The organism is Nostoc sp., assembly GCF_041747015.1.
Lineage (GTDB): Bacteria > Cyanobacteriota > Cyanobacteriia > Cyanobacteriales > Nostocaceae > Nostoc.
This window is the reverse complement of sequence record NZ_JBGTFY010000145.1, coordinates 11,451-35,263: the sequence shown is the minus strand read 5'-3', so window position 1 is coordinate 35,263 and position 23,813 is coordinate 11,451. Positions and strand designations below refer to the sequence as shown.

The following is a 23,813-nucleotide window of genomic DNA, read 5'->3' as shown; positions in this document are numbered from 1 at the left end:
TTTCATGGACATTTTTCTGAAAATCTCTCTATCGCCAACGTTGGATGATAATTATCTGTCAAAAAATGATGCTTCGACACAAGTTCTCTATTTAAGTAACGGAATTTTCTCTGATTTTTTTTCAAAATGAGAATTGCTGATTCCTGATGAAGATGTTTTAACTTTTGCAGTCTGTGACAATCGGGTTGTTATCACCCTCAATCGCCAAGATTTTATCCGATTACATAAACGTTTACCAAACCATATGGGTATTATTGTTTGTACTAATGATACTAATAGATATCAAATGGCAACGCGGATTAACGAAGCAATAACTGCATCAGAACCCTTACAAGCAAAACTAATTCGTGTGGTGCGTTCTGCCAATTGAACAAGATTTTGGCGAAAACATCTAAATTTAAGAAATGAATAGGTGTAAACCCAAAGATTATTGAAATTGGTATTAGGCGATTGTGTGGCCGCGATTTCTGATCCCAGGTATATTTGCAAAATCCATCCATAAAAACAAAGTCCACTTACACATTGCAGTGTTTGGTGGACTTGTTAACTATTTTTAGTGGATCCGAGCAGAGTCGAACTGCTGTCCAAATTGGGTATTTACCCCCCGCTCATTCACAGGTTTAGCCTTTCTGACCCTCAAGGCGGGAATCGTTCATTATCCCGAACGTAGGATGCTCTGATTTAATCTTAGCTAGCAAGCCAACCAGAGAACGCTTACTAGAGCATCCGTTGGGGTTTGGTCTTCAGTCCTTAACGGAGTCAAACCGAAGACGCTCGAACCTATAAGAGGCGTTTTTTAGGCAGCTACTAGAGCGTCCTTACGAGCAAAGTTAACGATGTTGTTCGCATTTACTTTTTTTTCGAGCCTTTGATTTCCGAGAGGAGACTCACTCTCGACCTGAATCACAGAGTAGCGTTCGCCAACCTGTCGAAACCGTGACGGACCCATACACTATCAATTATAATACGGGATTTTTGAAATGTGTGATCAGACAAAAAATCTTTGGCTAAAATCAAACTTGACAGGCTACTAGGGTGTCGTCTGTGGTGGATTGGTGGAATTAGGAAATGGCAGTATTGGCACAATTACAGGCTTTGATTTTTCGGCTTGCAGTTGAATTTGGGCTTGGTTGCGCCCATTTATCGCTTGTTGGTAATTAGACTTGTATTTTATTGCTTGATTGTAAGATGCGATCGCATCTTGATAGCGTTTCAAATTTAATAGGGCATTACCTCGGCTATACCAGCTTTCAGAATGGTCTGGTTTATAACGAACTGCCTTATTATAAGATGCGATCGCATCTTCGTATTTCTGCAATATGTATTGTGAATTTCCCAGATTATACCAAAGTTGATAGTCATTTCGCTTAATTGTTGCTGCTTTATTATAAGCTCCTATTGCTTCTTCATAGCGTTGGCTTTGATGCAGCGACCAACCCAGGTTATACCACGCTTCATAATTACCAGGTTTGTATTTAATTACTTGATTAAAAGATTTAATTGCTTCTGGATAACGTTGCAAATTAATCAGTATATTACCTCTTGATAACCAAGCTTGATAATAATTTGGCTGATATTGCACCGCTTTATCATAAGCTGTAACCGCATCTCGATAGCGTTGCAAATTGACTAGCACATTTCCCCAATTGTACCAAGCTTGTTCGTAGTCTGGTTTTAACTCAACGACTTTTTCATAGGCTGCGATCGCTTCTTCATATCGTTTAGAATTCTGTAACGCTAAACCTTTCTTATACCAAGCTTGATAATTATCTGGTTTGAGTTCAATCGCTTTTTCATAAGAGTTAATAGCTTGGTCATATTGGTTTAGATTACTTAAAGCTTCACCTTTAGCATTCCAGACTTCCGAGTTGTCATTATTTAATTGTAAAGCTTTATCAAAAGAAGCGATCGCTTCTTGATATCGCTGTAAACTTCCTAATACAAAGCCTCGTCCGCTCCAAGCTTCAAAATAATCTGGCTGAATTTGAATTGCTTTATCGTATGCCGCTAGTGCTTGTTTGTATTTTTTTAACTCATATAGCGTTTTACCTTGACCATTCCATCCTTGAGCATAATCTGGTCTAATATTAACTGCTTTTTCATATACTGCTAGCGCGTCTTGATAACGTTGCAAATCAAAAAGCGTATTTCCTTGTTTGGATAATTCTATGGCATTATTGGAATTAATGTAATTGAAAATAAATACTGTTCCTATTCCGCTAAGACTAATTAAAAATATTACTAATAAAATTTTACCCAATATACCTTTTTTAGGTTGAGGTTTATTTATCTTCTGTGGTAGAGAAAGAGGAGTTAACGCTATTGTCTGATTGGGTGATTGTGTTAACTCTTTCAGAGCTTGTAATGCTACCGTTGCCGAAGGGTAGCGTTGTCGAAAGTCATAGCACACCATTTTATCTAAGAATTGAGCGAATTCTGGCGTTACCGTGGCTTGATTCTGCCAGATAATTTCATTAGTCTCAGCATCTTTTACTATTTCTTCTGGTGATAACCCAGTCAAAGCTTGAATAGCAATTATTCCCACAGCATAGATATCACTGCTTAATTTTGGTGTACCATGAGCTTGTTCACCAGGGATATATCCAGGTGTACCTATAGCAACAGTAGCGATAGTTTGACCTTGGGGAGTAATCACTTGAGTAGTAATTTGTTTAACTGCACCAAAATCAATTAAGATTAACTTGCCATCTGGGTGTCGTCTGAGGATATTTCGGGGATTAACATCGCGGTGAATTACATTCTGTTGATGGACAAATTCTAAGATAGCCAAAAGTTCTTGTAAAAGCAAAATTACTTGGTCTTGACTTAAGGTTTGACCTGGTGTTAATTCTTGACTCAGGTCATGACCTTCGATCAATTCTTGTACAAGATAAAATTCGGCGTTCTCTTCAAAGTAAGCTAATAGTTGGGGAATGCGATCGTGAGTTCCTAATTTATATAAAACTTGTGCTTCCGTATCAAATAAACGCCTAGCTGTCTCCAAAGTTACTGGGTCGCTTGCTTGAGGCTTAAGTTTCTTGACGACACATTGAGGTGAACTAGGTAATTGCGTATCACAAGCCACAAAGGTTTCACCAAAACCCCCACCTCCCAAGTTACTAATAATTTGGTATCTTCCAACAAGTGTGTTTCCCAGCATCTCGTTTGCCTAGTTAAGTGCGATGCGATCTGATATCAATCTTGCCACAACTTAAGGGAGAATGAGGGAATGGGGAGTAGGGAGTGGTGGAGAAAACTAATAACTAATGACCAATGACTAATGACTAATGACAAATCAATATGATTCCTATTAGTGATAATATTCGTTGTCGGAGTCAGCCGATTATTAATTACTGGCTAATTGGCATTAACATTGCCATATTTTTATGGGAACTTAAACTAGAATTTAGTGGCGAACTGGGCTATTTTGTCAATAGTTGGGGTGTGATTCCAGCGCAGATTAGTGGGGCAATTACAAATGCATTATTCTTCAACAACTCTGCTGCTTGGATAATTGTAATTTGGCGGGCATTTGCACTGCTTTTTGGAATATTTCTGCACGGCAGTTTTAGTCAAATATTAGGAAATCTGCTATTTTTGTGGGTTTTTGGTAAGAGTGTAGAAAATATTCTAGGACACAGACGCTATTTAGGATTTTATCTGGCTAGTGGCGCGATCGCAGGGCTAGTACAAATTCTGGCTGAACCGAGTTTGATAATACCATTGATTGGAGCAAATGGCGCGATCGCAGCTATTTTAGGAGCATATATCATGAAGTTTCCTAAAGCGAAAATTGATACCATTCTGCCGCTAATAATTGTGTATATCCCTATCGAACTTCCAGCATTTTTCTATGTATTTTGGTGGTTTGTGCAACAGTTATTTTATGGTATTGGCAGTTTAAATATTCCCCCTGTTGGTGTAAATCAATCCGGTGTTGTCTTTTGGGGGCAGGTTGTGGGATTATTAATTGGTGCAGCATTCATGAGTCTAAAGAGATAAACTTTCTTTAGGTACTTAGCTATTTTTGGATGGTGGACTAGGTTTAGGATTAGCGATCGTGCGTAAGGTTGTAGAGATGCATGGGAGAAAAGTTCAAGCCGAAAGTCCTGGAGAAGGATCGGGTACAAGCTTTACTGTTAATCTAGGGCTTTCGGTCAAAAGTGAAATGGAAATTGTATCTGCAACTGAGCCAGGATAAAATGCAACCAGCCTGCAATCATCGTAAATTAACTTTCTGACTCGTAAATCAACTTTCTGACTTGTAAACTAACTTTCTGACTTGTAAACTAACTTTCTGACTCGTAAACTAACTTTCTGACTCGTAAACTAACTTTCTGACTCGTAAACTTGTTATTCTCAACAAATTTTAGCAAATCTACCCGGCATTTATCACAAATTAAGTTTTATTGAGGCGATCGCAACCTTAGTTGCTGAATATTCTCTGGTAATGTAATTAAAAAACGCGATCATCTAAGTTCACAACATTACTAACGATGATGGTTATCCTTTAGAGAATCGATCTAAAATTAGTCAATAGTTCTTGTGGATTTAACAACAATCAAATCCTAAACACTATGAAGTTTCCTGAATTAAACACAGGTATCTACCGTTTTGATGAAAATGACTGAGCAAGATGATTCTCAGCAATTGAGTGACCCGACCGATGGAGCAACTACCAAATCGGTCGAGAATTCCTGGACAAATCGCATTGCTGGTGTCTGGAACAATGCGACAACACGCTTAACCCAACTCCTACCTGTAGAACAACTGGCAAAAACGGTTGTTGAATGGTTTAGTGTGAGCGAAACTCAGGTTACAGAGATTTTAGAGAAAGTCCGAGCCGAACTACCAACCACAGAAGCGCTTTTGATTGGTAAACCCCAAGCCGGAAAAAGTTCAATTGTCCGGGGATTAACGGGAGTTTCTGCCGAAATTGTTGGTCTGGGATTTCGTCCCCACACGCAACACACCCAGCGCTATGCCTATCCTTCCAATGATCTGCCGTTACTTATTTTTACTGATACGGTGGGACTGGGTGATGTTAAACAAGATACTCAGGTTATTATTCAGGAGTTAGTTGGCGATTTACAACAGAAAACTCGTTCCGCCAGAATCTTGCTTCTGACTGTCAAAATCAATGATTTTGCAACCGATACGCTCCGACAAATTGCTCAACAGCTACGTCAGCAGTATCCAAACATTCCTTGTCTCTTGGTAGTTACCTGCTTGCATGAAGTTTATCCTCCCGATACCGTCGATCATCCCGCCTATCCCCCAGATTACCCTGAAGTTAACCGCACATTTGTCGCAATGCAGCAAGCCTTTGCAGGAATAAGCGATCGCTCTGTACTAATTGATTTTACCTTAGAAGAAGATAAGTATACTCCGGTATTTTATGGCTTAGAAGCGCTGCGAGATTCCTTAGCAGAATTACTCCCACAAGCAGAAGCTCAGGCAATTTATCAGCTATTGGATCAAGAAGAAGCTGGTAAACAAATTGGCAACCTCTACCGAGATGCTGCACGCCGTTATATTTTGCCATTTTCTATCATGTCTGCAACCCTCGCTGCTGTACCTCTGCCATTTGCTACAATGCCCGTACTCACTGCTTTGCAAGTTTCGATGGTAGGTCTGTTAGGAAAATTATATGGGCAGACACTTACCCCATCTCAGGCGGGGGGTGTTGTGAGTGCGATCGCAGGTGGTTTTTTAGCACAGGCAATTGCACGGGAGTTAATTAAATTTATACCAGGTTTTGGGAGTGCGATCGCAGCCTCTTGGGCAGCTGCTTATACTTGGTCATTAGGGGAAGCAGCCTGCGTTTACTTTGGTGATTTAATGGGGGGTAAAAAACCCGATCAAGAAAAAATTCAGGCTGTAATGCAACAAACGTTTCAGGCGGCGCAAGAACGGTTTAAGGGAATTAAATAATTCGTAATTACTAATTAGTAAATATGTACTATATATTTACCTGTTCACCGTATTCAGCTACCAACTCATTGACAAGTCGGATGCACTCTGGGGTAGGCGCAACTAGAAGAGTTAGCTGAAGCGCTGTTGGATTTCTCCAGTCAAAGTGATTTAGCGAAATCAGCATTCATCTCACACCCACTCTTAGGGGTGTGAGATGAATGCGCGGGAGTGGTGAGATATAGTAATTAATGTATTTTGGCGGTAGCCAAAACAGTTAATTGCTATGTCGAACCATGACCCATATTCATTATATTTCTGCTATAGAAATATGGTATTATCAACAAGTACGAAGAAAGCTGAAAATGCTGCTCGTACACTAGACCTTCTCCCAAAGGGAGACGCTAACGCGAAGAAAATCTAGAATATGGGGTTCCATTCAAGAATAGATATTTTTGCATCGTCTCCGTGAATGGGTAAAATTCTAGCGGTACTAAGGTAAGAACATACTTTTTGTACTTGTACCCTTTCAGGGAAGCAAGCTACAAAATCTGCGCCAGGGCATGATGTGGATTCAAAATAAAGCTCAGTCAATGTCTTCAATGAAGAGTCACTGAGAAGCCTACACTGTATGCTTGCATCAGTGTAGGTATGTCACTGAATTACCTAGTGAATATCTCCCCATCTCAAATCAATTTAGGGGATTAAGCTACCCCTACGCCTTGCCAAGTTCTCATCACGAAGCACTTCTGAGCGCGACAATCGGATCGAGTTTAGCAGCGCGACGTGCTGGAACAACCCCAAAGAATAAACCAATACCGCCAGAAACACCAACAGCCATTGCGATCGCTACAGGAGAAAGACTCGCTTCTAAGGGAGTTAAGGCTCCCACTAACAAAATACCACTGATACCAACCGCAGTCCCAACTAGACCACCGGCTGCTGAAACTATTACTGCCTCAATGATGAATTGTAGCAAAATATCTTGCTCAGTTGCCCCGATCGCTTTCCGCAATCCGATTTCTTGGGTGCGTTCGGTGACGGAGACAAGCATAATATTCATGATGCCAATGCCGCCGACAAACAGCGATATCCCAGCGATCGCTGCTAACATAATTGTCAATGCACCTGTGATTTGACCGACTGTTTGCAACGCATCTTTCTGGGTGCGAAGAGTAAAGTCATCTTCACCATTAATTTTGTGCCGTAGACGCAGCAAATTAGTAATTTGAAATTCTGCTGCATCCACACTCTCGGAATCACGAGCGGCGGCGACGAGATAATCTAAGGCAATACCATAAGGAGAATTCTTTCCTACAAGTCGGTTTGCTGAGGTTGTAATCGGTATTAGGGCAGCTTCATCATAATCTGCACCGACACTAGAACCTTTGGCTATTAACGTGCCAATCACTTGAAAGCTGGTATTTCCAACTCGTAATTGCTGACCGATGGCGTTACTATTACCAAATAGTTTTTCTGCTAAGTCTCCACCTAATACAACAACTTGGTTACTTCGCTTGATGTCTACCTCGCTGAAAAACCGGCCTTTAGCAGTTTCAAATTCCCGCACTGATAGGAAACTAGGAGTTGTGCCAATGATGTTAACATCGGTGTTTTTATTACGGTAGATAACTACCTGTCTTCTGTTTAACTCTGGTGCAACCCCTACTACTGTTGGCACCTGAGAAGCGATCGCATCAGCATCTTGTAATACCAGAGTTTTTGGTACTTCAAAGGAGATACGCTGAGTTTCTCGATTACCTGGAATCACAAACAGCACATTTGGCCCTAACGATTCCAGTTGTTTGTTCACAAACTTTTGCCCACCTTCGCCAATACCAATCATGGCAATCACTGAGGCATTACCAATAACTATACCCAACATAGTGAGGGCGCTACGCAACTTATTTGATAGTAGGGTTTTCCCTGCCATTTGGACACTTTCTAAAAAATTCATATCTTAAATAATTACGAATTATCTTATTCTTTTGCCTTATCGATTTTGTAATCTTTGGGTGGGTTAACAAAAATGCGATCGCCTTCTTTAACTCCCTCTAAAATCTGAGTTTGGTTTTGGATTTGCGCCCCAACGGTAACTTCGCGGAATTGGGGTTTATTATTTTCATCTGGTACAAGTACGCCAGTTTTGCCCTTTTCGGTGACGATTGACACCGTTGGTAATACCAAGGCATTATTGACGCGATCGCCCAAAAAAGTCAGATCCGCATTTAAGCCAGAACGCAGTTTATCTGTACCAGTATCGAGAGCAACCCGCACCTGGAAAGAAGTTACACCTTGTTCTACCACTGCTTCTGGAGCAATCAGGCGTACATGACCTTTAAAAACTTGATCAGGATAGGCATCGGCCACAATTTCCACCTGCTGTCCCGGTTTAATTCTGCCTATATCGGCTTCGGGAACTTGAGCTAATACTTCTAAACCACGGGCTACAGCGACAATTGAACTGGAAGTTGCCGAGGCACTAGCAGAAGCAGAAGTTGTGGGTGTCACAAACGCACCAGGATCGGCATACTTTTGCGTCACAATTCCCGAAAGAGGAGCGCGAATAATCGTCTCATCTAACTGCACTTGCACACCCTTCAATTGCGCCTCAGCAGATGCAACAGCAGCTTGACGCTGGGCAATTTCTTCAGAACGGGTGCCATCTTCCAACAGAACCAATGCTGCTCGTGCTTCGTTAACAGCAGCTTGGCGTTGGTCGATTTCCTCAGTCCGAGTGCCACTTTTGACTAATGAAAATCGTTTTTTAGCTTCTTCTAAATTGGCTCTAGCACTTTTGTCTTCGCTGACGGCTTGATCGAGTAATTGTTTATTTTCTGCTCCCTCTTTATATAAGTATTGGTAACGCTTTACCTGTTCACTGGTGTAATTTGCCCTTGCTTGAGCCGCATCGACTTGCGATTGAGATTGGGCAATCTCTTGGGGACGATTACCAGATCGAGCTGCGGCTAACTGGGCTTGAGATTGTGCTAATCGCGCTCTTGCTTGAGCAATTTCTTGAGGACGACTACCAGCAAGGGCTTCGGCTAGCTGGGCTTGACTTTGCGCTAAGTTAGCTTGATACTGACTTTTTTGGGCTTCAACGCTTGCACTATCCATACGAGCAAGAATTTGCCCTTGTTGGATGCGATCGCCTTGTTCCACATATAATTGCGACAGCACTCCAGGGTTCTTCGGACTAATATTTACGCTTTGAACTGGCACGACTTTGCCACTAGCTGTAATCCGCAGCGTAACGTTTTTCGCTGCAACTGGGACAGTTAATCGAGCAATATCTTCTTTGTTTGTTCCTCGATTAACCAGGGTATAGGTTGTTACTGTACCAACAACCAAGGCACTCCCTGCTATCAGCCCCATCAGCCAGCGGAATGGATACTTAACTTTGCCAATAACTGGAATTTCTATGTGCGTAGCCATATATAAAAGCCTATGAATCCTGCTTTGTGGAAGCAGCTTTTAGTTAGAGGGTAAGTGTACGCCACTTGCTTCTTCTGCTAACAGAGACGCGCATGGGACAAGCCGGGGAACCCTTCTGGCAGTTCCTCTAAGGGGAAACTTTTAGAGGAACTACCTAAGCTAATACCAACGCAGTGGCTCAAAAATACGTAGTTTTTAAAATTTTGGGATTAAATCTTCATTAAATTAGTAAATCAACACTTAGACGCATAATTAGCTTCATAATTGCTTAATCTTACTTCATAATAGGTGTTATGTGTCTGTATGCCTTCACCTGAATGGGTGACTTTAGCCACTAGTGCAAAAAGGCAGGCGGGAAGGAAGCTCATAGTTATTTTTGCCATAGTGCATGGAATTAAAAATGCGACTACGGACATATTCCTACAGACACAGCAAGCCTGTAGGAAATTATAGATGCGATCGCTAGCTCAACGGTTTCTATTAATTCGATTTCTTGGAACAGTGGAAACAGACTACTAAAGTTTTCGCCGCAAAAGCTTACTTTAATGTTTGTATTAATTTCACTCTTTATTGATTTTATTGATCTATTGTGACAGGCGTCTTTGGTGTTAAACTACCATTGGTTTTGGGCTGTGCTGTAGCTTAACTCAACCGATAAGATATGCGATCGCCCTTGGCTTACTGAAAGTAATCATCCTAACAATTCTCCCATGAAAAATCTAGTTATACTATCTGCCACAGCCCTTGCCGCCACATCTGGATTGGTTATTGGGACAATGCAAGCCGCCTCTGCTTTAAGTTGGAACTGGAATTATTCTGGTGCTGGCATAGCGGCAAACGGTACTTTCACCACGAATGATACCCCTAACAATTTGGGTTTTTATCTGATTTATGAACTTACTGGTACACGAAATGGTGAAACAATTACTGGTTTACAAGCTGCCGAGACTCCAATACCGGGAAACGAACCTTTTGATGTTGACAATTTAATCAGTCTTAATATTCAGCAGTTAACGGGTGACGGTTTTGGGTATTCCACCTCTGAGGGAAACTATTCTAGTCCGTTTTTCGCTAGTTTTTTGCCGACACCGGGTTATTTAGAAGTTTTTTCAGTGCCGCCATTGACACCAGGTTTTGAAAATTTGGGGCTAGAAGATAGTGAGTTACCAATTAGTTTTTCTGCAACCATAATCACCGTACCTGAACCCACCTCAATCCTTAGTTTACTTGCCCTCGGTACTGTCGGCGCTGGGTCTGTACTCAAACATAAGAAGCCATCCAAATTGACTGAGAAGAAGCTTGAAAAAATCTCTTAAAAACCATCAATAAAAACTCACAAACCTCTTCATTTACTCTTTTGAAGGGGTTCCTTTTTTTATGCTAATGCAATCCAGGGCTATTTCATTCTCATCTAGCCCGCCTCAAAATGAATTCTGAGTCTAATAGCACTCATTCGTCTAAAGACGACTGAAAAAAGGTTATAGTCCGTTAAAACGGACTTTAGCTATTAGCCTGGAACTTTAGTTTTGGGCGGTTTATGCCTAGAATGAAATAGCCCTGTAATGCAATCAATCCTATGCGATCGCCTGAACAACTGCACCAAACTAAAAACGATAAAACTATTAGATCGGTATGTCTCAAGTTTCGATTGTCATTCCTACTTTAAATGAAGCAACCAACTTAGGGCGGACATTGCGCCAACTGACTTTACTTAATCCACCTGCCAGGGAGGTGATAATAGTAGATGGTGGCAGCGAAGATGAGACAGTAGCGATCGCCAAGCAAGAAGTTGGCGCTGGCTCATTTAATAAAATGTTAAATGTACAACTTCTTTGTTGCAATCAGACTGGGCGTTCTATTCAGATGAACTATGGAGCCTTAGGCGCAACCGGAGACATCCTTTGTTTTCTCCATGCAGATACTTTAGTACCGAATGATTTAATAACCTTGATAGAACAAACCCTAGCAAATCCGACAATTACTTGTGGGGGATTTATTTCCCTGATGGCAGGATCTCAAACAACTCGCTGGGGCATTTCCCTACATAATTATCTAAAGACTTACTATGCACCACTGCTATTTAAACCTCACTTGTTTTTTAAAGGATTACGCCTTTTATTTGGAGATCAGGTAATGTTCTGTCGTCGGACAGACTTTTGGGATTGCGGCGGGTTTGATGAGTCATTACCAATTATGGAAGATGGAGATTTATGCCTGAAATTGGTAAAAAAGGGGCGTATTTTTCTGGTGAACCGCACTGTTCAAACCTGCGATCGCCGGGTGATAAAATGGGGTAGCTGGAAAGCAACGGCAATTTATCTCTACATCGGGATTTTGTGGGGAATTGGCGTTGACGCCAACTATCTTAAGCAGTTTTATCAAGACATTCGCTGATTTAAGATTCAGTCATTATCACGTCTCTAGATGAGGGCTTTAGGCTGATCGGAATTTCTGTGAAATAGGCGACAAGCCTACCTCTTTACATTGGACGACATCCAGATAAAATACTGTGCATATTTACTACTTGTCCAATTACTGCGATCGCAGGCGCACCAAATCCAGTTTGCTCTACCTGCTCAACAATTGTCTTTAGGGTTCCAATCAATTCTTCTTGTTCTGGCCGCGTCCCCCAGCGCACTAAAGCAATTGGTGTTTCTAAATTCAACCCAGCTGTACTTAATTGTTCTACAATGTAAGGCAGATTGTGAATACCCATATAAATCACAATGGTTTCGGAACCGTGAGCGATCGCATTCCAGTTTACTATTGGTCTATATTTACCAGCAGCTTCGTGACCAGTAACAAATGTCACTGATGAACTATATAGCCGATGAGTCAAAGGAATACCTGCATAGGCCGCAGCTGCAATCCCCGATGTGATACCAGGCACAACTTCTACTGGAATACCAGCTTTGACTAATTCTGCCATCTCTTCCCCACCGCGACCAAAAATAAACGGATCGCCACCCTTTAGCCGCACCACAATTGCATTATCCTGCGCTTTATCAATCAGCAATTGAGTTGTTTCTTCTTGCAACAACGAATGTCTCCCTGCACGCTTACCAGCATTAATTTGCTCTGCCTGGGGATTAATCATTGCTAGAATTGCTGGACTCACTAAGGCATCATAGATAACTACATCTGCACATTCTAATAAACCTTTAGCCTTCAAGGTTATTAGTCCTGGATCTCCTGGGCCTGCACCTACCAAATAAACCTTTCCCAAATACTTGTTCTCCTCTTTTTCTGTACGGTTTATCTATCTTAAAACTTACGCACTATACAAATTAACCGTGATGTGAATTAACAAAAATAGCTCGTTTCAGGCTTTTATTAATTATCTTTATGATGCCTACGGCGGTAAACTACGTAAATAGACCATGCTGTAGGGGTTTAGCATTGCTAAACCCTTACGAAAGACGTAGCTTTTAACCATATTCATATTTGGTATTTCTTGTCAATGTCCAAGTTCTATCTCTGTTAAATCCCAAATTAGCTCGGCTAGTTCTGCACTTGCTCCCAGTGGCTTTGCCAATTGGAAATTCACCGCAGAAAATTGTAATTTTAGCTCTTCTATTGAGGCAGCGATCGCATCGGTTATTCCACCAGCGAATAAAAAATATGGCAAAATTGCAATTTCTCGATAACCAGCAGCTACCAACTCTTTCACCCGTGATTCTAAACTAGGAGGCCCAGCCCAATAAGCAGCCACCGCTTCCAAACTCGCCGCGATTGCTTCCACAGTTTCTTGGGAACCTGGGCGACGGCTACCATGAGCTAATAAAATCAATGCTTCTGTTTTTATAGTCGCTATTTGCTTTGCCAACAATTTATCTAAATCTGGGTGAGAGCCTAAATATGGTTGCAACTCAATGATGATATCTTCACCAATAGCCTGTTGTGCTAATGCTACTTCGGCAGGAATATCTGTCATTACATGCATTCCCGGCAGTAGAAATAGCGGTATAATTTTGAGTCTATTCTCGTTTTGAGACACTCCGCAGTTGTAAAAAGCGCTCTTGGCAAATTGTTGAATCTGCTCATGTAAAGGCTGAGAACTCATTTCCAAAGCAGCTATACCAACCAGATGTTCACTATTTGGCAATTTGTTAAATACCAGCTTTGCTAGTTGGTGCATAGCAATTTCTGGGCGGCGATCGCGACTTCCGTGAGATACTAATAGATAGGCAGATGATATTGGCAAAGCTTGAACTCTCTGTTACTATTTTTACTTAATATTAAGCTGGGGCTAACAATAAATACTTGTAATTCATGTTTGTATCCGCATAGCAGCATTTTTACTGCTGTTCTTTACTATTTTTGATAAAATCTTATAACAATTGCATCCACATCACCACACCTGCACCGTAGTTCAAAACATTACTCTTAAGCTATCTCAGTATTCTCTCACGAATGATTCCGCATTGCTATAGATGGGTAAATTAGCTTAAAACTTTGTGATTGTGTCGGAAGAATGATTTAGGATATTACCTTTAGGAGTAGCATTTTCACGTAAGAAACCCAATGCTGAACATTCCTCAACTACTGGCAACTGAAATAAACCTCAAACCCCATCAGGTGCAAAACGCGCTGGAACTTTTGGCGGAGGGTGCAACAATTCCTTTTATTGCACGTTACCGCAAAGAGCGCACCGATGAGATGAATGAAGTGCAACTACGTGAACTGGCTGAGAGATATACTTATTTAACAGAACTGGAAGAACGAAAATCGGTAATTTTGAATGCGATCGCCCAACAAGGTAAACTCACAGATGAACTCAAAGCCAAAATCCTATCCTGTCTACAAAAAACCGAACTTGAAGATTTATACTTACCCTATCGACCAAAGCGACGCACCCGCGCCACCATCGCCAGAGAAAAAGGACTTGAACCACTGGCGGAGTTCATCAAGTCGCTAAATGTCAAAAATGCTGCGACAACTTCAATAGAGGAAGAAGCAGCTAAGTATATTTCTGAGACTAAGGGAGTAAAAACAGCAGAAGAAGCGCTCAAAGGTGCTGCTGACATTTTGGCGGAAGAAGTGGCGGAAAAAGCTGAGTTACGCGCATATATCCGTGAATATCTTTTAGAGGAAGGGGTATTTGTCTCCCGCATCAAAGATGATTATCCTGAAGGTACAACCAAATTTGAGATGTACCGTAACTATCAAATTAGGGTAAAAAATATTGCATCCCACAATATGTTAGCGCTGTGTCGGGGTGAAACTGAGAAAGTATTAAACTTTGAAATTGCTTTTGATGAGGACACGGTACTTTACTATCTTGAGTCGAAAGAAATTAAAACCAAAGTCCAGACAATTCGGGATTTTTATCAGACGATGCTGAAGGATGCCTTCAACCGTTTGATGAAAGTCTCTCTAATGGGAGAGGTAATTTCTGAGAAGAAAGTCTATTCAGATATAGAATCAATCAAGACATTTGAAACTAATCTGCGAGAGTTGCTGCTGTCTGCACCAGCAGGAATGAAACCAACGCTGGCGATAGACCCTGGATTTAGGACTGGGTGTAAGGTTGCAGTCCTCGACCAAACTGGAAAATTTTTGGAATATCAGGCGGTATTTCCCCACCAAGCTGCTGAACAACGACTTAAAGCAGTACAAACTGTCAAAAATCTAATTGAAAAGTACAAAATTGAGTTAATCGCCATTGGTAACGGTACAGCGTCCCGCGAGACAGAGGAGTTTGTGACGCAAGTATTACAAACCATAGAACGCAAACCAGTTAAGGTGATGGTGAATGAGTCAGGCGCATCTATATATTCTGCAAGTATTGTGGCGCTCGAAGAGTTTCCCGATTTAGATATTACCGTGCGCGGTGCGATTAGCATTGGTCGCCGTTTACAAGACCCCTTAGCGGAACTGGTGAAAATCGATCCCAAATCTATTGGTGTGGGACAATATCAGCACGATGTCGATCAAAAGTTGTTAAAAAAGAAATTGGATGACACCGTAGAAAGCTGCGTCAATTACGTCGGCGTAGACTTAAACACCGCCTCCAAAGAACTTCTAACTTCCGTCTCTGGGATTACGGCAACAGTTGCCAATAACATTGTTGCCTATCGCAACCAGCATGGAGCCTTTAAAAATCGCCGACAACTCTTGAAAGTTACGAAATTGGGGCCGAAAGCTTTTGAACAAGCAGCAGGTTTTCTGCGGATTCGCGGTGGTGATAACCCATTAGATAATACAGCAGTGCATCCAGAGAGTTATTCTGTAGTAGAAGCGATCGCATCTGATCTGAATGTGCCATTAAATCAGGTGACACAAATTGCCGAAAAACTCAAAAAGACCAACCTAAAGAAATATGTTACTAGTAGCGTTGGCGAACCTACACTGCGCGATATCCTCAGCGAACTGGAAAAACCAGGTAGAGATCCTCGTGCTGAGTTTAAGTATGCCACCTTCCGAGAAGGAATCAAGGAAATCAAGGACTTAAAAGTGGGAATGGAACTAGAGGGAATCGTGACAAACGTCGCCAACTTCGGTGCGTTTGTCGATATCGGCGTACATCAAGATGGCTTGGTGCATATATCCCAACTTGCTGATAGATTTGTAGATGATCCAAATAAAGTTGTAAAAGTTGGACAAGTTGTCAAAGTGCAGGTGCTAGAAATCAACGAGAAACTAAAGCGGATTAGTTTGTCAATGAAAGCAGTTAAACAATAATTACAAATATAGGACTCATATTTGATTTTTGAACAAACTCAGTACAACTCAAAGAGACTTCTTCCCTACTCCCCACTCCTAGCCTACGCAAATAATTTCAGAAATCAAATCGGATTGCTATAGCAGATGACAGTTTATCAAGTTAGATTGATTAATCCTACACTTGGATTAGATCGCACCGTTCAAATACCAGAGGATCAATATATTCTCGACATCGCCGAAGAAACTGGTATCCGCCTACCATCTGGGTGTAAACAAGGCGAATGTTCTGTGTGTGTCGCCAAACTGATTAGCGGTGAAGTTGATCAAAGTGAGCAAAAGTTTCTCCATCCAAGTGAGATAAAGGCTGGTTATGTTGTTACTTGTATAAGTTACCCCTTGTCTAATTGCACTTTAGAAACCCATCAAGAACAAGTTTTATATAAATCAGCCCTTTACTATCAGCCTGATTCCAGAAAATCTGAGTGATTTTTGCCATATGACATTAAATTAATTTTAAATTTGTCGCGTGTGTTAAACAAATGTAACGCACCCTTAAAAACATTGCATCAAAAAAGAAGTGTTGAATGTTAGAAAAAAAGATAAAAACGATATCAAATCTATAGTCATATCTAGCTAGAAATTATAATAAAGAAGTTAGTATGTTCAGCACAAATTTTCAAGAATAGCTAAATTCCGGCTGAAGGATTTGCCAAAAAATGATTATTCAGTACTGGATACCTTTTTATTTGTCTCCTGTTGGTTGGGTTTTAATAAAAAATATTATCTTTTTTCTGCGAGTGTATTTTAATCATTTCTTCTATTCAACTTATCCTTTTCTTAACCTTACAGTGAAAATATATTTAATGTTAGCTAATCTTTCTCATAACTACTATCGACAGATTTAAATTCGGAATCTAAGTGTTTTACACTATATAGTTGCTAACACAGATTAGTAGTTGACATTCCACTATCATTTCTCACGCTTTCGATAACTCGGAGAACATCGGATTTTTGTAAATATCTTCTCGGAGTTAATAGCGGAATCGGACTTAACGGACTTGACTGAAACTATATGCTTGTAACTCCGAAATTTACCCGTAATTCCGGTTTCTAGAGTGAGAACATGGATTATTTTTCACATAATTTATGCAAGTTAAATAACTTGTAATAAAGCTAAATCCAAATACCCAAAACACATTCTAAATTATGGCAATTGAGAATACACCTGTCCCACAAGTTGAGTTAGTAGGTTTTGCTTCTTTACCTGCTGATACCTTTAGTGATGGGCCTGCTTCTGGTGCGGACATTGCAGCTAATGGCAGAACTGGACCTTTCCCAGGACAGCCAGTACAAGGCTTAAGTGGTGTACAGTTTGCTAACAGTAACTCTTTGTACTTTCTATCAGATAATGGTTACGGTAGCAAAGATAATAGTGAAGACTTTCTACTGCGGATCAATCGTCTAGACCCGAATTTTAAGGGAACAGAGAATGGAGACGGCGGTGTTAAAGTTTTAGATTACATTCAACTGTCTGACCCTGATAATAAGGTTGCTTTTGATATTGTCAATGAAGGAACTAATGACAGATTACTGACTGGTGCAGACTTTGATGTAGAGTCATTTGTTTTTGATAAAGACGGTACAATCTGGGTTGGAGAAGAGTTTGGCCCCTACTTGTTGCATTTTGATGCCACTGGTAAGTTATTAGAAGCTCCCATTGCTACACCTGACTTTTTCAAAACTCTAGATGGAGAAGCACCTAAAGTTCTTGGTCACAGAGGTGCAAGCGGCGATCTTCCAGAGCATACCTTGGAAGCGTACAAAAAGGCAATTGAAGACGGCGCTGATTTTATTGAGCCTGACTTAGTAGTTACAAAAGATGGGATATTAATTGCTCGCCATGAGCCGGCTTTGGCAATTTTGAACGCTGATGGTACTGTCAATTTTGGAAATACAACCACAGACGTTTACGATATTACCAAGTATCCACAATTTGCTGATCGCCAAAAAACAGTAAGTTTAGATGGAAACACAATTACAGGTTGGTTTGCTGAAGACTTCACTTTAGCTGAAATCAAAACATTAGGAGCCATACAGCGTCTATCTTTCCGCGATCAATCCTTCAATGGTCAATTTGAAATTCCCACTCTCGCCGAAATCATCGACTTGGTTAAAGATGTAGAAGCCGAGACAGGTAAAAAGATTGGCATCTACCCTGAAACTAAGCATCCCACCTATTCTGCTGATGAAGCCACCTATTTAGGCACCACAGACAAAATCAACAGAAACATCAGTGAAATCCTAATAGATACACTGAAGGCAGAGAACTTCACTGATCCAAGTCGGATCTTCATCCAGTCCTTTGAAGTCGGTAATCTCAAGGATCTACACGATCGCATTATGCCTAATGCTGGGGTAGATATCCCACTTGTGCAACTTTTAGACGCAGCTGGCATTGAGCTAAATGGTACGCTCATCGAGAGTCAGCCTTATGATTTGAAAGTCAGTGGTGACACTCGCACCTATGGCGACTTGCGAACTCCAGAAGGTTTAGCTGAAGTTGCTACCTATGCTGATGGCATTGGCCCTTGGAAACGGATGATTGTAAGCGTCAGAGGTACTGATGCTAATAATGATGGTTTGGCAGATGATATCAATGGGGACGGCACAGTAAACGAGGCTGACAGAAACCTGTTACCTCCCACGACCTTAGTTCAAGATGCTCATGATGCAGGTTTACAGGTTCACCCCTACACATTCCGCAATGAAGACCTGTTCTTAGCAGCAGATTACCAAGGCAATCCCGAACTAGAATTCCAGCAGTTCTATCAACTAGGGGTAGATGCACTATTCACTGACTTCCCACTTACAGGGGATAAAGTCCGAGATTTCCTGAGTGATCCTCAGAATAACTTAGTGCGATCGCCACAAAATCCCGATGTTCTCTCAGGGGATGCTTTTGCTAACTTGGGTGGCTCTAAAGGTTTTGAAGGTGGTGCAATCAACGCCAGCAAAACCAAGCTCTATATGCTGCTTGAAGGGACAGTTCAGGGTGATGCTGCTGGTGCTTTGCGGATTAACGAATTTGACATTGCTAGCCGTCAGTACACTGATAAGAAACTTTACTACAAACTGGATAATCCCGCATATGCGATCGGAGACTTCACAGTTATTAATGACAACGAGTATTTAGTTGTCGAGCGAGATGGTGGTCAAGGCGCTGCTGCTAAATTCAAACGGATCTACAAAATAGACTTGTCTACAGCAGATTCTAATGGCTATGTAGCTAAAGAAGAAGTTGCAGACTTGTTAAACATCCAAGACCCCAACGACCTCAACGGGGATGGCAAAACAACCTTTGACTTCCCATTTGTCACAATTGAAAATGTCTTGGTTGTTGACAAAAACACCATTTTGGTTGCCAATGACAATAACTATCCCTTCTCCACAGGTCGTCCTGGAAATGATTCTCTAAATCCAGTCATCGACAACAATGAAATTCTGTTGCTGAAGTTGGAGAAGCCCCTTAACCTTGCTGCTGGCTTAGGTCAGCCTCAAGCTGAAGACATTAACTTTGGCTCCAATAACAGTGATAATGTTACCGTTCAACCGAATCAAACCTTACTCACAGGTGACGGAGCGGATTTTGTCGAGGGTACTGAAGGTAACACAATCGTCACCGGAAATGGTGAAGACACGGTGCTTGTCGGTAGTGACTCTTCAGTATCCACAGGAGATGGAAATGATCAAGTCTTTATTGGCGCAAATGGCCCTGCTAGCAACACTAGTGCTGATGGCGGTGCTGGTGATGACGAAGTTACCGTGGTGGAAGCCAACGGTAGCAATAATCTGTTTGGGGCAGCAGGTAATGATACTCTCACAGTAGTTGAAGGTTCTCGCCAATTGTCATTCGGTGGCTCAGGCAATGACACCCTCAAGAGTGAAGGTAGCAATAACCGTCTCTACGGTGGTTCTGGCGATGACAAACTCTTCTCCAGTGTCAATGACTCCCTGTTTGGTGGCGATGGTGATGATGTGCTATTTGCTGGTCAAGAAGGTGGCAACCGCCTCAGTGGTGGTGCTGCTGCTGACCAGTTCTGGATTGCAAATAGCAGTCTACCAACTAGCAAGAACATTGTGACTGATTTTGCGATCGGCGTTGACGTGATTGGGTTGGGCGGTATTGGCGTTACTCAGTTTAGTGCCCTAACCTTGTTGCAACAGGGTAGTGATACTTTGGTGAAAACTGGAAATACTGAGTTGGCTTCATTAGTTGGAATTACATCAACTAGCCTCACAGCAAACGACTTCACTTTCTCTGTTAGTGTTGTGGGTTAGTCTGTTGGCATAGTATTGTCTACAGAAGATAGTTACAGCTAAAGTTAGTAAAGCTGTACAGATTTTTCTAAGGCGAGGTAGTAATACCTCGCCTTTTACATCTATTAGTAACTGCATCTTCAGAATTAAAGGTACTAGAAACGATTGGTTCCCCGCACCTATATCAGGGCTATTTCATTCTAGGCATAAACCGCCCAGAACTAAAGTTCCAGCCTAATAGCTAAAGTCCGTTAAAACGCAATACGGTTCAGTTAGCGCCAAAAACCTTAAGCTGCGTAAATTGGGTTGAGGAACGAAACCCAACATTTAGGCAGGTTTGTTGGGTTTCGCAAAGCCTCAACCCAACCTACGATTCTCCTTAACTGAACCGTATTGATTGATAACTGTCATCTCTGAGTAATGACAGAAAGAATCAGTATTAGTTTCAATATTGGTGTCTAACAAAGAAGATAAAGATAATAGTTAGTGTTATATCTGATCCAAGTTCGAAGTATAATTTAATCTTTCAATAACCTTTAAATAATTATTCGTTAACATTTTTGTGAGTTACTACTATTAGTATTTGTATTTAATTTAAAAGTTGTTAAGTTTTTACTAATTCCTATATAGGACTCATATTTGACTTTTGAACAAACTCAGTACAACTCAAAGAGACTTCTTCCCCACTCCCCACTCCCAGCCTACGCAAATAATTTCAGAAATCAAATCGGATTGCTATATATGTAAAATTAATAGTTTAAAAACAATCTCGTAAAGGTAATTAAAATCAAGGATTTTTAAAAGTTTATTTGAACTTGAACACACGCTTACACATAAATAGTTAAAATGCTCGATAATCAGCATTTTAACTATTAAATGAAGGTTGTGTAAAAGTATATGAAGAAATGAGTCTGCATAAACAAGCTATATTTGGGTAGAACATAGTCATGATTGTTAACGGCACTTCAAATAAAGATGAGTTGTACGCCAATAAAACTGATCAGGTTTTTGGTCTTGATGGCGATGACATTTTAGATGCCTCCGATGGTCAAGGGAATAATTTACTTGATGGTGGTTCTGGCAACGATCGCCTTTTTGGGAATAATAACGACACTTTAAAAGGCGGTGTTGGAAAAGATGAATTATTCGCTTTAGATAGTTCTGGGTTTAACACTCTTGAAGGAGGAGAAGACAACGATCGCATTTTTGTAGTGGAGGGTAGCAATAACAAACTTGACGGTGGATCTGGAGACGATCGCCTCACAGTTTCCGATGGAAGTGGCCATAATACACTATTAGGTGGAACTGGTAATGATTTACTAGATGTCTCTAATGGAACAGGTAATAACAGCCTTGAGGGTAATGAAGGTGATGATGTTCTCATTGGAGGATTAGGTAGCGATCGCTTATTTGGGGGAATTGGTGATGATTCGCTCTTTGCTGGTAAAAAAGGCAGCCAACTCACAGGAGGTACTGGAGAAGACCGCTTTTTCATTGCTAGTGCAGCCGTTCCTGAAGTAGCTATTGAAGTACTTGATTTTACAAAGGGTCAAGATAAAGTTGTAATTACTGGAATTCCTGAAGTTCAGAAATTCCAAGATTTAAAATTAGAGCAAACAGGACTTGATACAGCTATCAAAGTTAATATCAATGGTGAGTTTAAAGAATTTGGCATTTTAAAAAATGTCCAAGCTAATACTCTCACACCATCTGACTTCTATTTTAAAAGTTCAATTTTCTCAATTACTGACGCTTCAGCAATAGAAGGAAATGCCATTACCTTCATTATTACCCGCACAGGAGATGCCCAAGCTGATCAAAGCGTAACTGTATCGACATCTTTGATTGCAGAAGATACCGCCAGTAACACTGATTTCACAACTAAAATCGAGACTCTCACCTTTCAACAGGGAGAAACTCAGAAAACCTTTACAGTTGTGACAACTTCAGATTCCCTGTTTGAAGGTAATGAGACTTTTACAGTCAGTTTGAGCAATCCTACAAACGAGGCAATTATTAATTCTAATAGTAGTACAGCTAAAGGAACTATTACTAATGATGACTCAGTTCCGATAAATTCGGGTGTTACCATCACCGAGACTGGGGATAGCACTAATGTCACCGAAGGCGGTACAACTGACAGTTACTCTGTGGTACTCGCTAGTCAACCAACTGCTGATGTCATTATTACTATTAATAGCGGTAAGCAAATAAAAACCAGTGTTCAGACTCTCACTTTCACTGCACTGAACTGGAATGTGGTGCAAAATGTGACGTTAACAGCAGTAGATGATGCAATAGTAGAAGGCGATGATACTGAGATTATTCAGCATACATTTACAAGTAGCGATGCTAATTATGATGGCATTGCGATCGCTTCTGTGAACGTTAGCATTACTGACAACGATATCCCATTAGCAAAGAGTGTTGATAATGATATCTTCACCATCAAAGGTAAAGATGAAAAAGCAAGACTCTCAGTTGAACTGACAGGAAACGGTTCTAATCAGTTATATGAACTAGGAGTATTTGCTGTAGATGATCAACAAGGAAATATTCAAGGTATCGCTCCCGGTACTGCTGGTTATGCCGAAGCAGCCTTGAATCGAGCCAAGGTAATTTTCTCCTCGCTGAGTAATGTCCCCAATAGCTTTAATGGCGATTTAACCAGCCTGTTAGAATTTACCTCTGGTGAACAACTGAGATTTTACTTGGTACGCAACAGCACCACTGATAATGTCTTAGCTGGACAAACTGCCTTTACAGACGTACTGTTTTCTGACTCGACAAATCTTCAGATTGAAAGCTTAGGCGATGATAGCTTCTCCCTAGCGTGGAAAAGTCAGGATTTGGTAGTCAAAATTCAAGCCACAGAACAACAATTACCTTTGGGAACAGGTTTGCAAGGAAAGCAGCAAGGAGAACTGATCGATTTACGGGGTGTAATAGCTCAGGTAAAAGCTGATTTTGTAGTCAGCAGAGAAGCTGCATTTGACAACTTTGTAGGCTTCTATCAAGTGGCTGATGAGAATGGTGGCATTGATACCAACGGCGATCGCACAGCAGATATTCTCGTCGGGCAGGCGGGTTATACTGAAGCAGCAATTCGTGGACGTGTTACGGGCATTGATCTAACGGTGAACAACCAAGGTACAGCAACTTACACTGATACTTTTGGGAGTGATGCCATTTTTGCACCATTTATTATTATTGATGGTAGACCGGATGCTATCAGCGATCGTAATGTCAATAACGATCCGGCAGTTTACTTCGCATTCTTGGGCGCTAACTCAGATAAAGTAGATCACATTCGCCTGTTAGGGAATAACACCTTTGGCTTTGAAGATTTAGCAAATGGTGGTGACAAAGATTTTAACGATGTCGTTCTGCAAGTTAACCTGACTATCGCCTAGCAAAGTTATATCAAATACCGATTCATTAAGCTGCCCTTTTAGATAACTTTCATAAGACCTCGCGGT

The 23,813-nt window shown here is 41.1% G+C and carries 15 protein-coding genes, 1 other RNA gene and 1 pseudogene; 11 read left to right on the top strand and 6 right to left on the bottom strand.

Annotated features, from left to right (window positions below):
• Positions 1-133 precede the first annotated feature (133 nt).
• Positions 134-370, top strand: a complete 237-nt coding sequence (locus tag ACEW80_RS11430; RefSeq protein ID WP_373526683.1) for a DUF5615 family PIN-like protein — start codon at positions 134-136, stop codon at positions 368-370.
• A 184-nt stretch (positions 371-554) separates the two neighbouring features.
• Here the strand turns inward: ACEW80_RS11430 and ssrA are convergent.
• Positions 555-947, bottom strand: a transfer-messenger RNA (tmRNA) gene (ssrA, locus tag ACEW80_RS11425).
• Between the two features lie 83 nt (positions 948-1,030).
• Positions 1,031-3,160, bottom strand: a complete 2,130-nt coding sequence (locus ACEW80_RS11420) for a tetratricopeptide repeat protein (protein ID WP_373526682.1) — start codon at positions 3,158-3,160, stop codon at positions 1,031-1,033.
• 140 nt (positions 3,161-3,300) lie between these two features.
• Here ACEW80_RS11420 and ACEW80_RS11415 point away from each other — a divergent pair, with 140 nt between their 5' ends.
• The 4 genes and pseudogenes from ACEW80_RS11415 to ACEW80_RS11400 all read left to right on the top strand — a co-directional run bounded on the left by ACEW80_RS11415 (position 3,301) and on the right by ACEW80_RS11400 (position 6,129).
• Complete coding sequence (locus ACEW80_RS11415) at positions 3,301-4,002, top strand: rhomboid family intramembrane serine protease (RefSeq protein WP_373526681.1); 702 nt, start codon at positions 3,301-3,303, stop codon at positions 4,000-4,002.
• Between the two features lie 31 nt (positions 4,003-4,033).
• Positions 4,034-4,168: pseudogene (locus ACEW80_RS11410) on the top strand (ATP-binding protein); the annotation flags it as partial.
• Between the two features lie 455 nt (positions 4,169-4,623).
• Entirely contained in the window at positions 4,624-5,934 is a 1,311-nt protein-coding gene (locus tag ACEW80_RS11405; RefSeq protein WP_373526680.1) for a GTPase family protein, read from the top strand.
• Positions 5,935-6,057: 123 nt separating this feature from the next.
• Positions 6,058-6,129, top strand: a complete 72-nt coding sequence (locus tag ACEW80_RS11400) for a hypothetical protein (RefSeq protein WP_373526688.1) — start codon at positions 6,058-6,060, stop codon at positions 6,127-6,129.
• Between the two features lie 520 nt (positions 6,130-6,649).
• Here the strand turns inward: ACEW80_RS11400 and ACEW80_RS11395 are convergent.
• Both ACEW80_RS11395 and ACEW80_RS11390 read right to left on the bottom strand, forming a co-directional pair.
• Positions 6,650-7,870, bottom strand: coding sequence for an ABC transporter permease (locus tag ACEW80_RS11395; protein ID WP_373526679.1), 1,221 nt, complete (start codon positions 7,868-7,870; stop codon positions 6,650-6,652).
• A 23-nt stretch (positions 7,871-7,893) separates the two neighbouring features.
• Entirely contained in the window at positions 7,894-9,351 is a 1,458-nt protein-coding gene (locus tag ACEW80_RS11390; protein ID WP_373526678.1) for an efflux RND transporter periplasmic adaptor subunit, read from the bottom strand.
• A 710-nt stretch (positions 9,352-10,061) separates the two neighbouring features.
• Between ACEW80_RS11390 and ACEW80_RS11385 the strand changes: the two genes are divergently transcribed.
• Positions 10,062-10,667 carry a PEP-CTERM sorting domain-containing protein gene (locus tag ACEW80_RS11385; RefSeq protein ID WP_373526677.1) on the top strand — a complete coding sequence of 202 codons (606 nt, stop codon included), beginning with the start codon at positions 10,062-10,064 and terminating at the stop codon, positions 10,665-10,667.
• 316 nt (positions 10,668-10,983) lie between these two features.
• Positions 10,984-11,745: a TIGR04283 family arsenosugar biosynthesis glycosyltransferase gene (locus ACEW80_RS11380; protein ID WP_373526676.1), complete on the top strand. Its 762-nt coding sequence runs from the start codon at positions 10,984-10,986 to the stop codon at positions 11,743-11,745.
• 85 nt (positions 11,746-11,830) lie between these two features.
• On the opposite strand, the gene cobA is transcribed toward ACEW80_RS11380, so the two are convergent.
• Together cobA and ACEW80_RS11370 are read right to left on the bottom strand one after the other, a co-directional pair.
• The gene (gene cobA, locus ACEW80_RS11375; protein WP_373526687.1) at positions 11,831-12,610 is read right to left on the bottom strand and encodes a uroporphyrinogen-III C-methyltransferase; all 780 of its coding nucleotides are present in this window, start codon (positions 12,608-12,610) and stop codon (positions 11,831-11,833) included.
• Between the two features lie 198 nt (positions 12,611-12,808).
• Positions 12,809-13,549, bottom strand: coding sequence for a sirohydrochlorin chelatase (locus ACEW80_RS11370; protein ID WP_373526686.1), 741 nt, complete (start codon positions 13,547-13,549; stop codon positions 12,809-12,811).
• Between the two features lie 326 nt (positions 13,550-13,875).
• On the opposite strand from ACEW80_RS11370, the gene ACEW80_RS11365 reads away from it, so the two are divergent.
• From ACEW80_RS11365 to ACEW80_RS11350, 4 genes are all read left to right on the top strand, one after another.
• A complete protein-coding gene (locus ACEW80_RS11365) occupies positions 13,876-16,035 on the top strand; it encodes a Tex family protein (protein ID WP_373526675.1) in 2,160 nt (719 codons plus the stop codon).
• Between the two features lie 126 nt (positions 16,036-16,161).
• Positions 16,162-16,503, top strand: coding sequence for a 2Fe-2S iron-sulfur cluster-binding protein (locus ACEW80_RS11360; protein WP_373526674.1), 342 nt, complete (start codon positions 16,162-16,164; stop codon positions 16,501-16,503).
• A gap of 720 nt (positions 16,504-17,223) precedes the next feature.
• The gene (locus ACEW80_RS11355) at positions 17,224-20,355 is read left to right on the top strand and encodes an esterase-like activity of phytase family protein (protein ID WP_373526673.1); all 3,132 of its coding nucleotides are present in this window, start codon (positions 17,224-17,226) and stop codon (positions 20,353-20,355) included.
• Between the two features lie 926 nt (positions 20,356-21,281).
• Positions 21,282-23,747 (top strand): DUF4114 domain-containing protein, encoded by a 2,466-nt coding sequence (locus tag ACEW80_RS11350; protein ID WP_373526672.1) that lies wholly within the window; start codon positions 21,282-21,284, stop codon positions 23,745-23,747.
• Positions 23,748-23,813: the final 66 nt, after the last annotated feature.

Excerpts from the sequence above, each read along its gene's own strand:
- ACEW80_RS11405 (WP_373526680.1), top strand. The coding sequence starts at position 4,624 with ATGACTGAGCAAGATGATTCTCAGCAATTGAGTGACCCGACCGATGGA.
- ACEW80_RS11420 (WP_373526682.1), bottom strand. The coding sequence starts at position 3,160 with ATGCTGGGAAACACACTTGTTGGAAGATACCAAATTATTAGTAACTTG.
- ACEW80_RS11390 (WP_373526678.1), bottom strand. The coding sequence starts at position 9,351 with ATGGCTACGCACATAGAAATTCCAGTTATTGGCAAAGTTAAGTATCCA.
- ACEW80_RS11355 (WP_373526673.1), top strand. The coding sequence starts at position 17,224 with ATGGCAATTGAGAATACACCTGTCCCACAAGTTGAGTTAGTAGGTTTT.
- ACEW80_RS11360 (WP_373526674.1), top strand. The coding sequence starts at position 16,162 with ATGACAGTTTATCAAGTTAGATTGATTAATCCTACACTTGGATTAGAT.
- ACEW80_RS11395 (WP_373526679.1), bottom strand. The coding sequence starts at position 7,870 with ATGAATTTTTTAGAAAGTGTCCAAATGGCAGGGAAAACCCTACTATCA.
- ACEW80_RS11415 (WP_373526681.1), top strand. The coding sequence starts at position 3,301 with ATGATTCCTATTAGTGATAATATTCGTTGTCGGAGTCAGCCGATTATT.
- ACEW80_RS11385 (WP_373526677.1), top strand. The coding sequence starts at position 10,062 with ATGAAAAATCTAGTTATACTATCTGCCACAGCCCTTGCCGCCACATCT.
- ACEW80_RS11380 (WP_373526676.1), top strand. The coding sequence starts at position 10,984 with ATGTCTCAAGTTTCGATTGTCATTCCTACTTTAAATGAAGCAACCAAC.
- ACEW80_RS11350 (WP_373526672.1), top strand. The coding sequence starts at position 21,282 with ATGATTGTTAACGGCACTTCAAATAAAGATGAGTTGTACGCCAATAAA.
- ACEW80_RS11365 (WP_373526675.1), top strand. The coding sequence starts at position 13,876 with ATGCTGAACATTCCTCAACTACTGGCAACTGAAATAAACCTCAAACCC.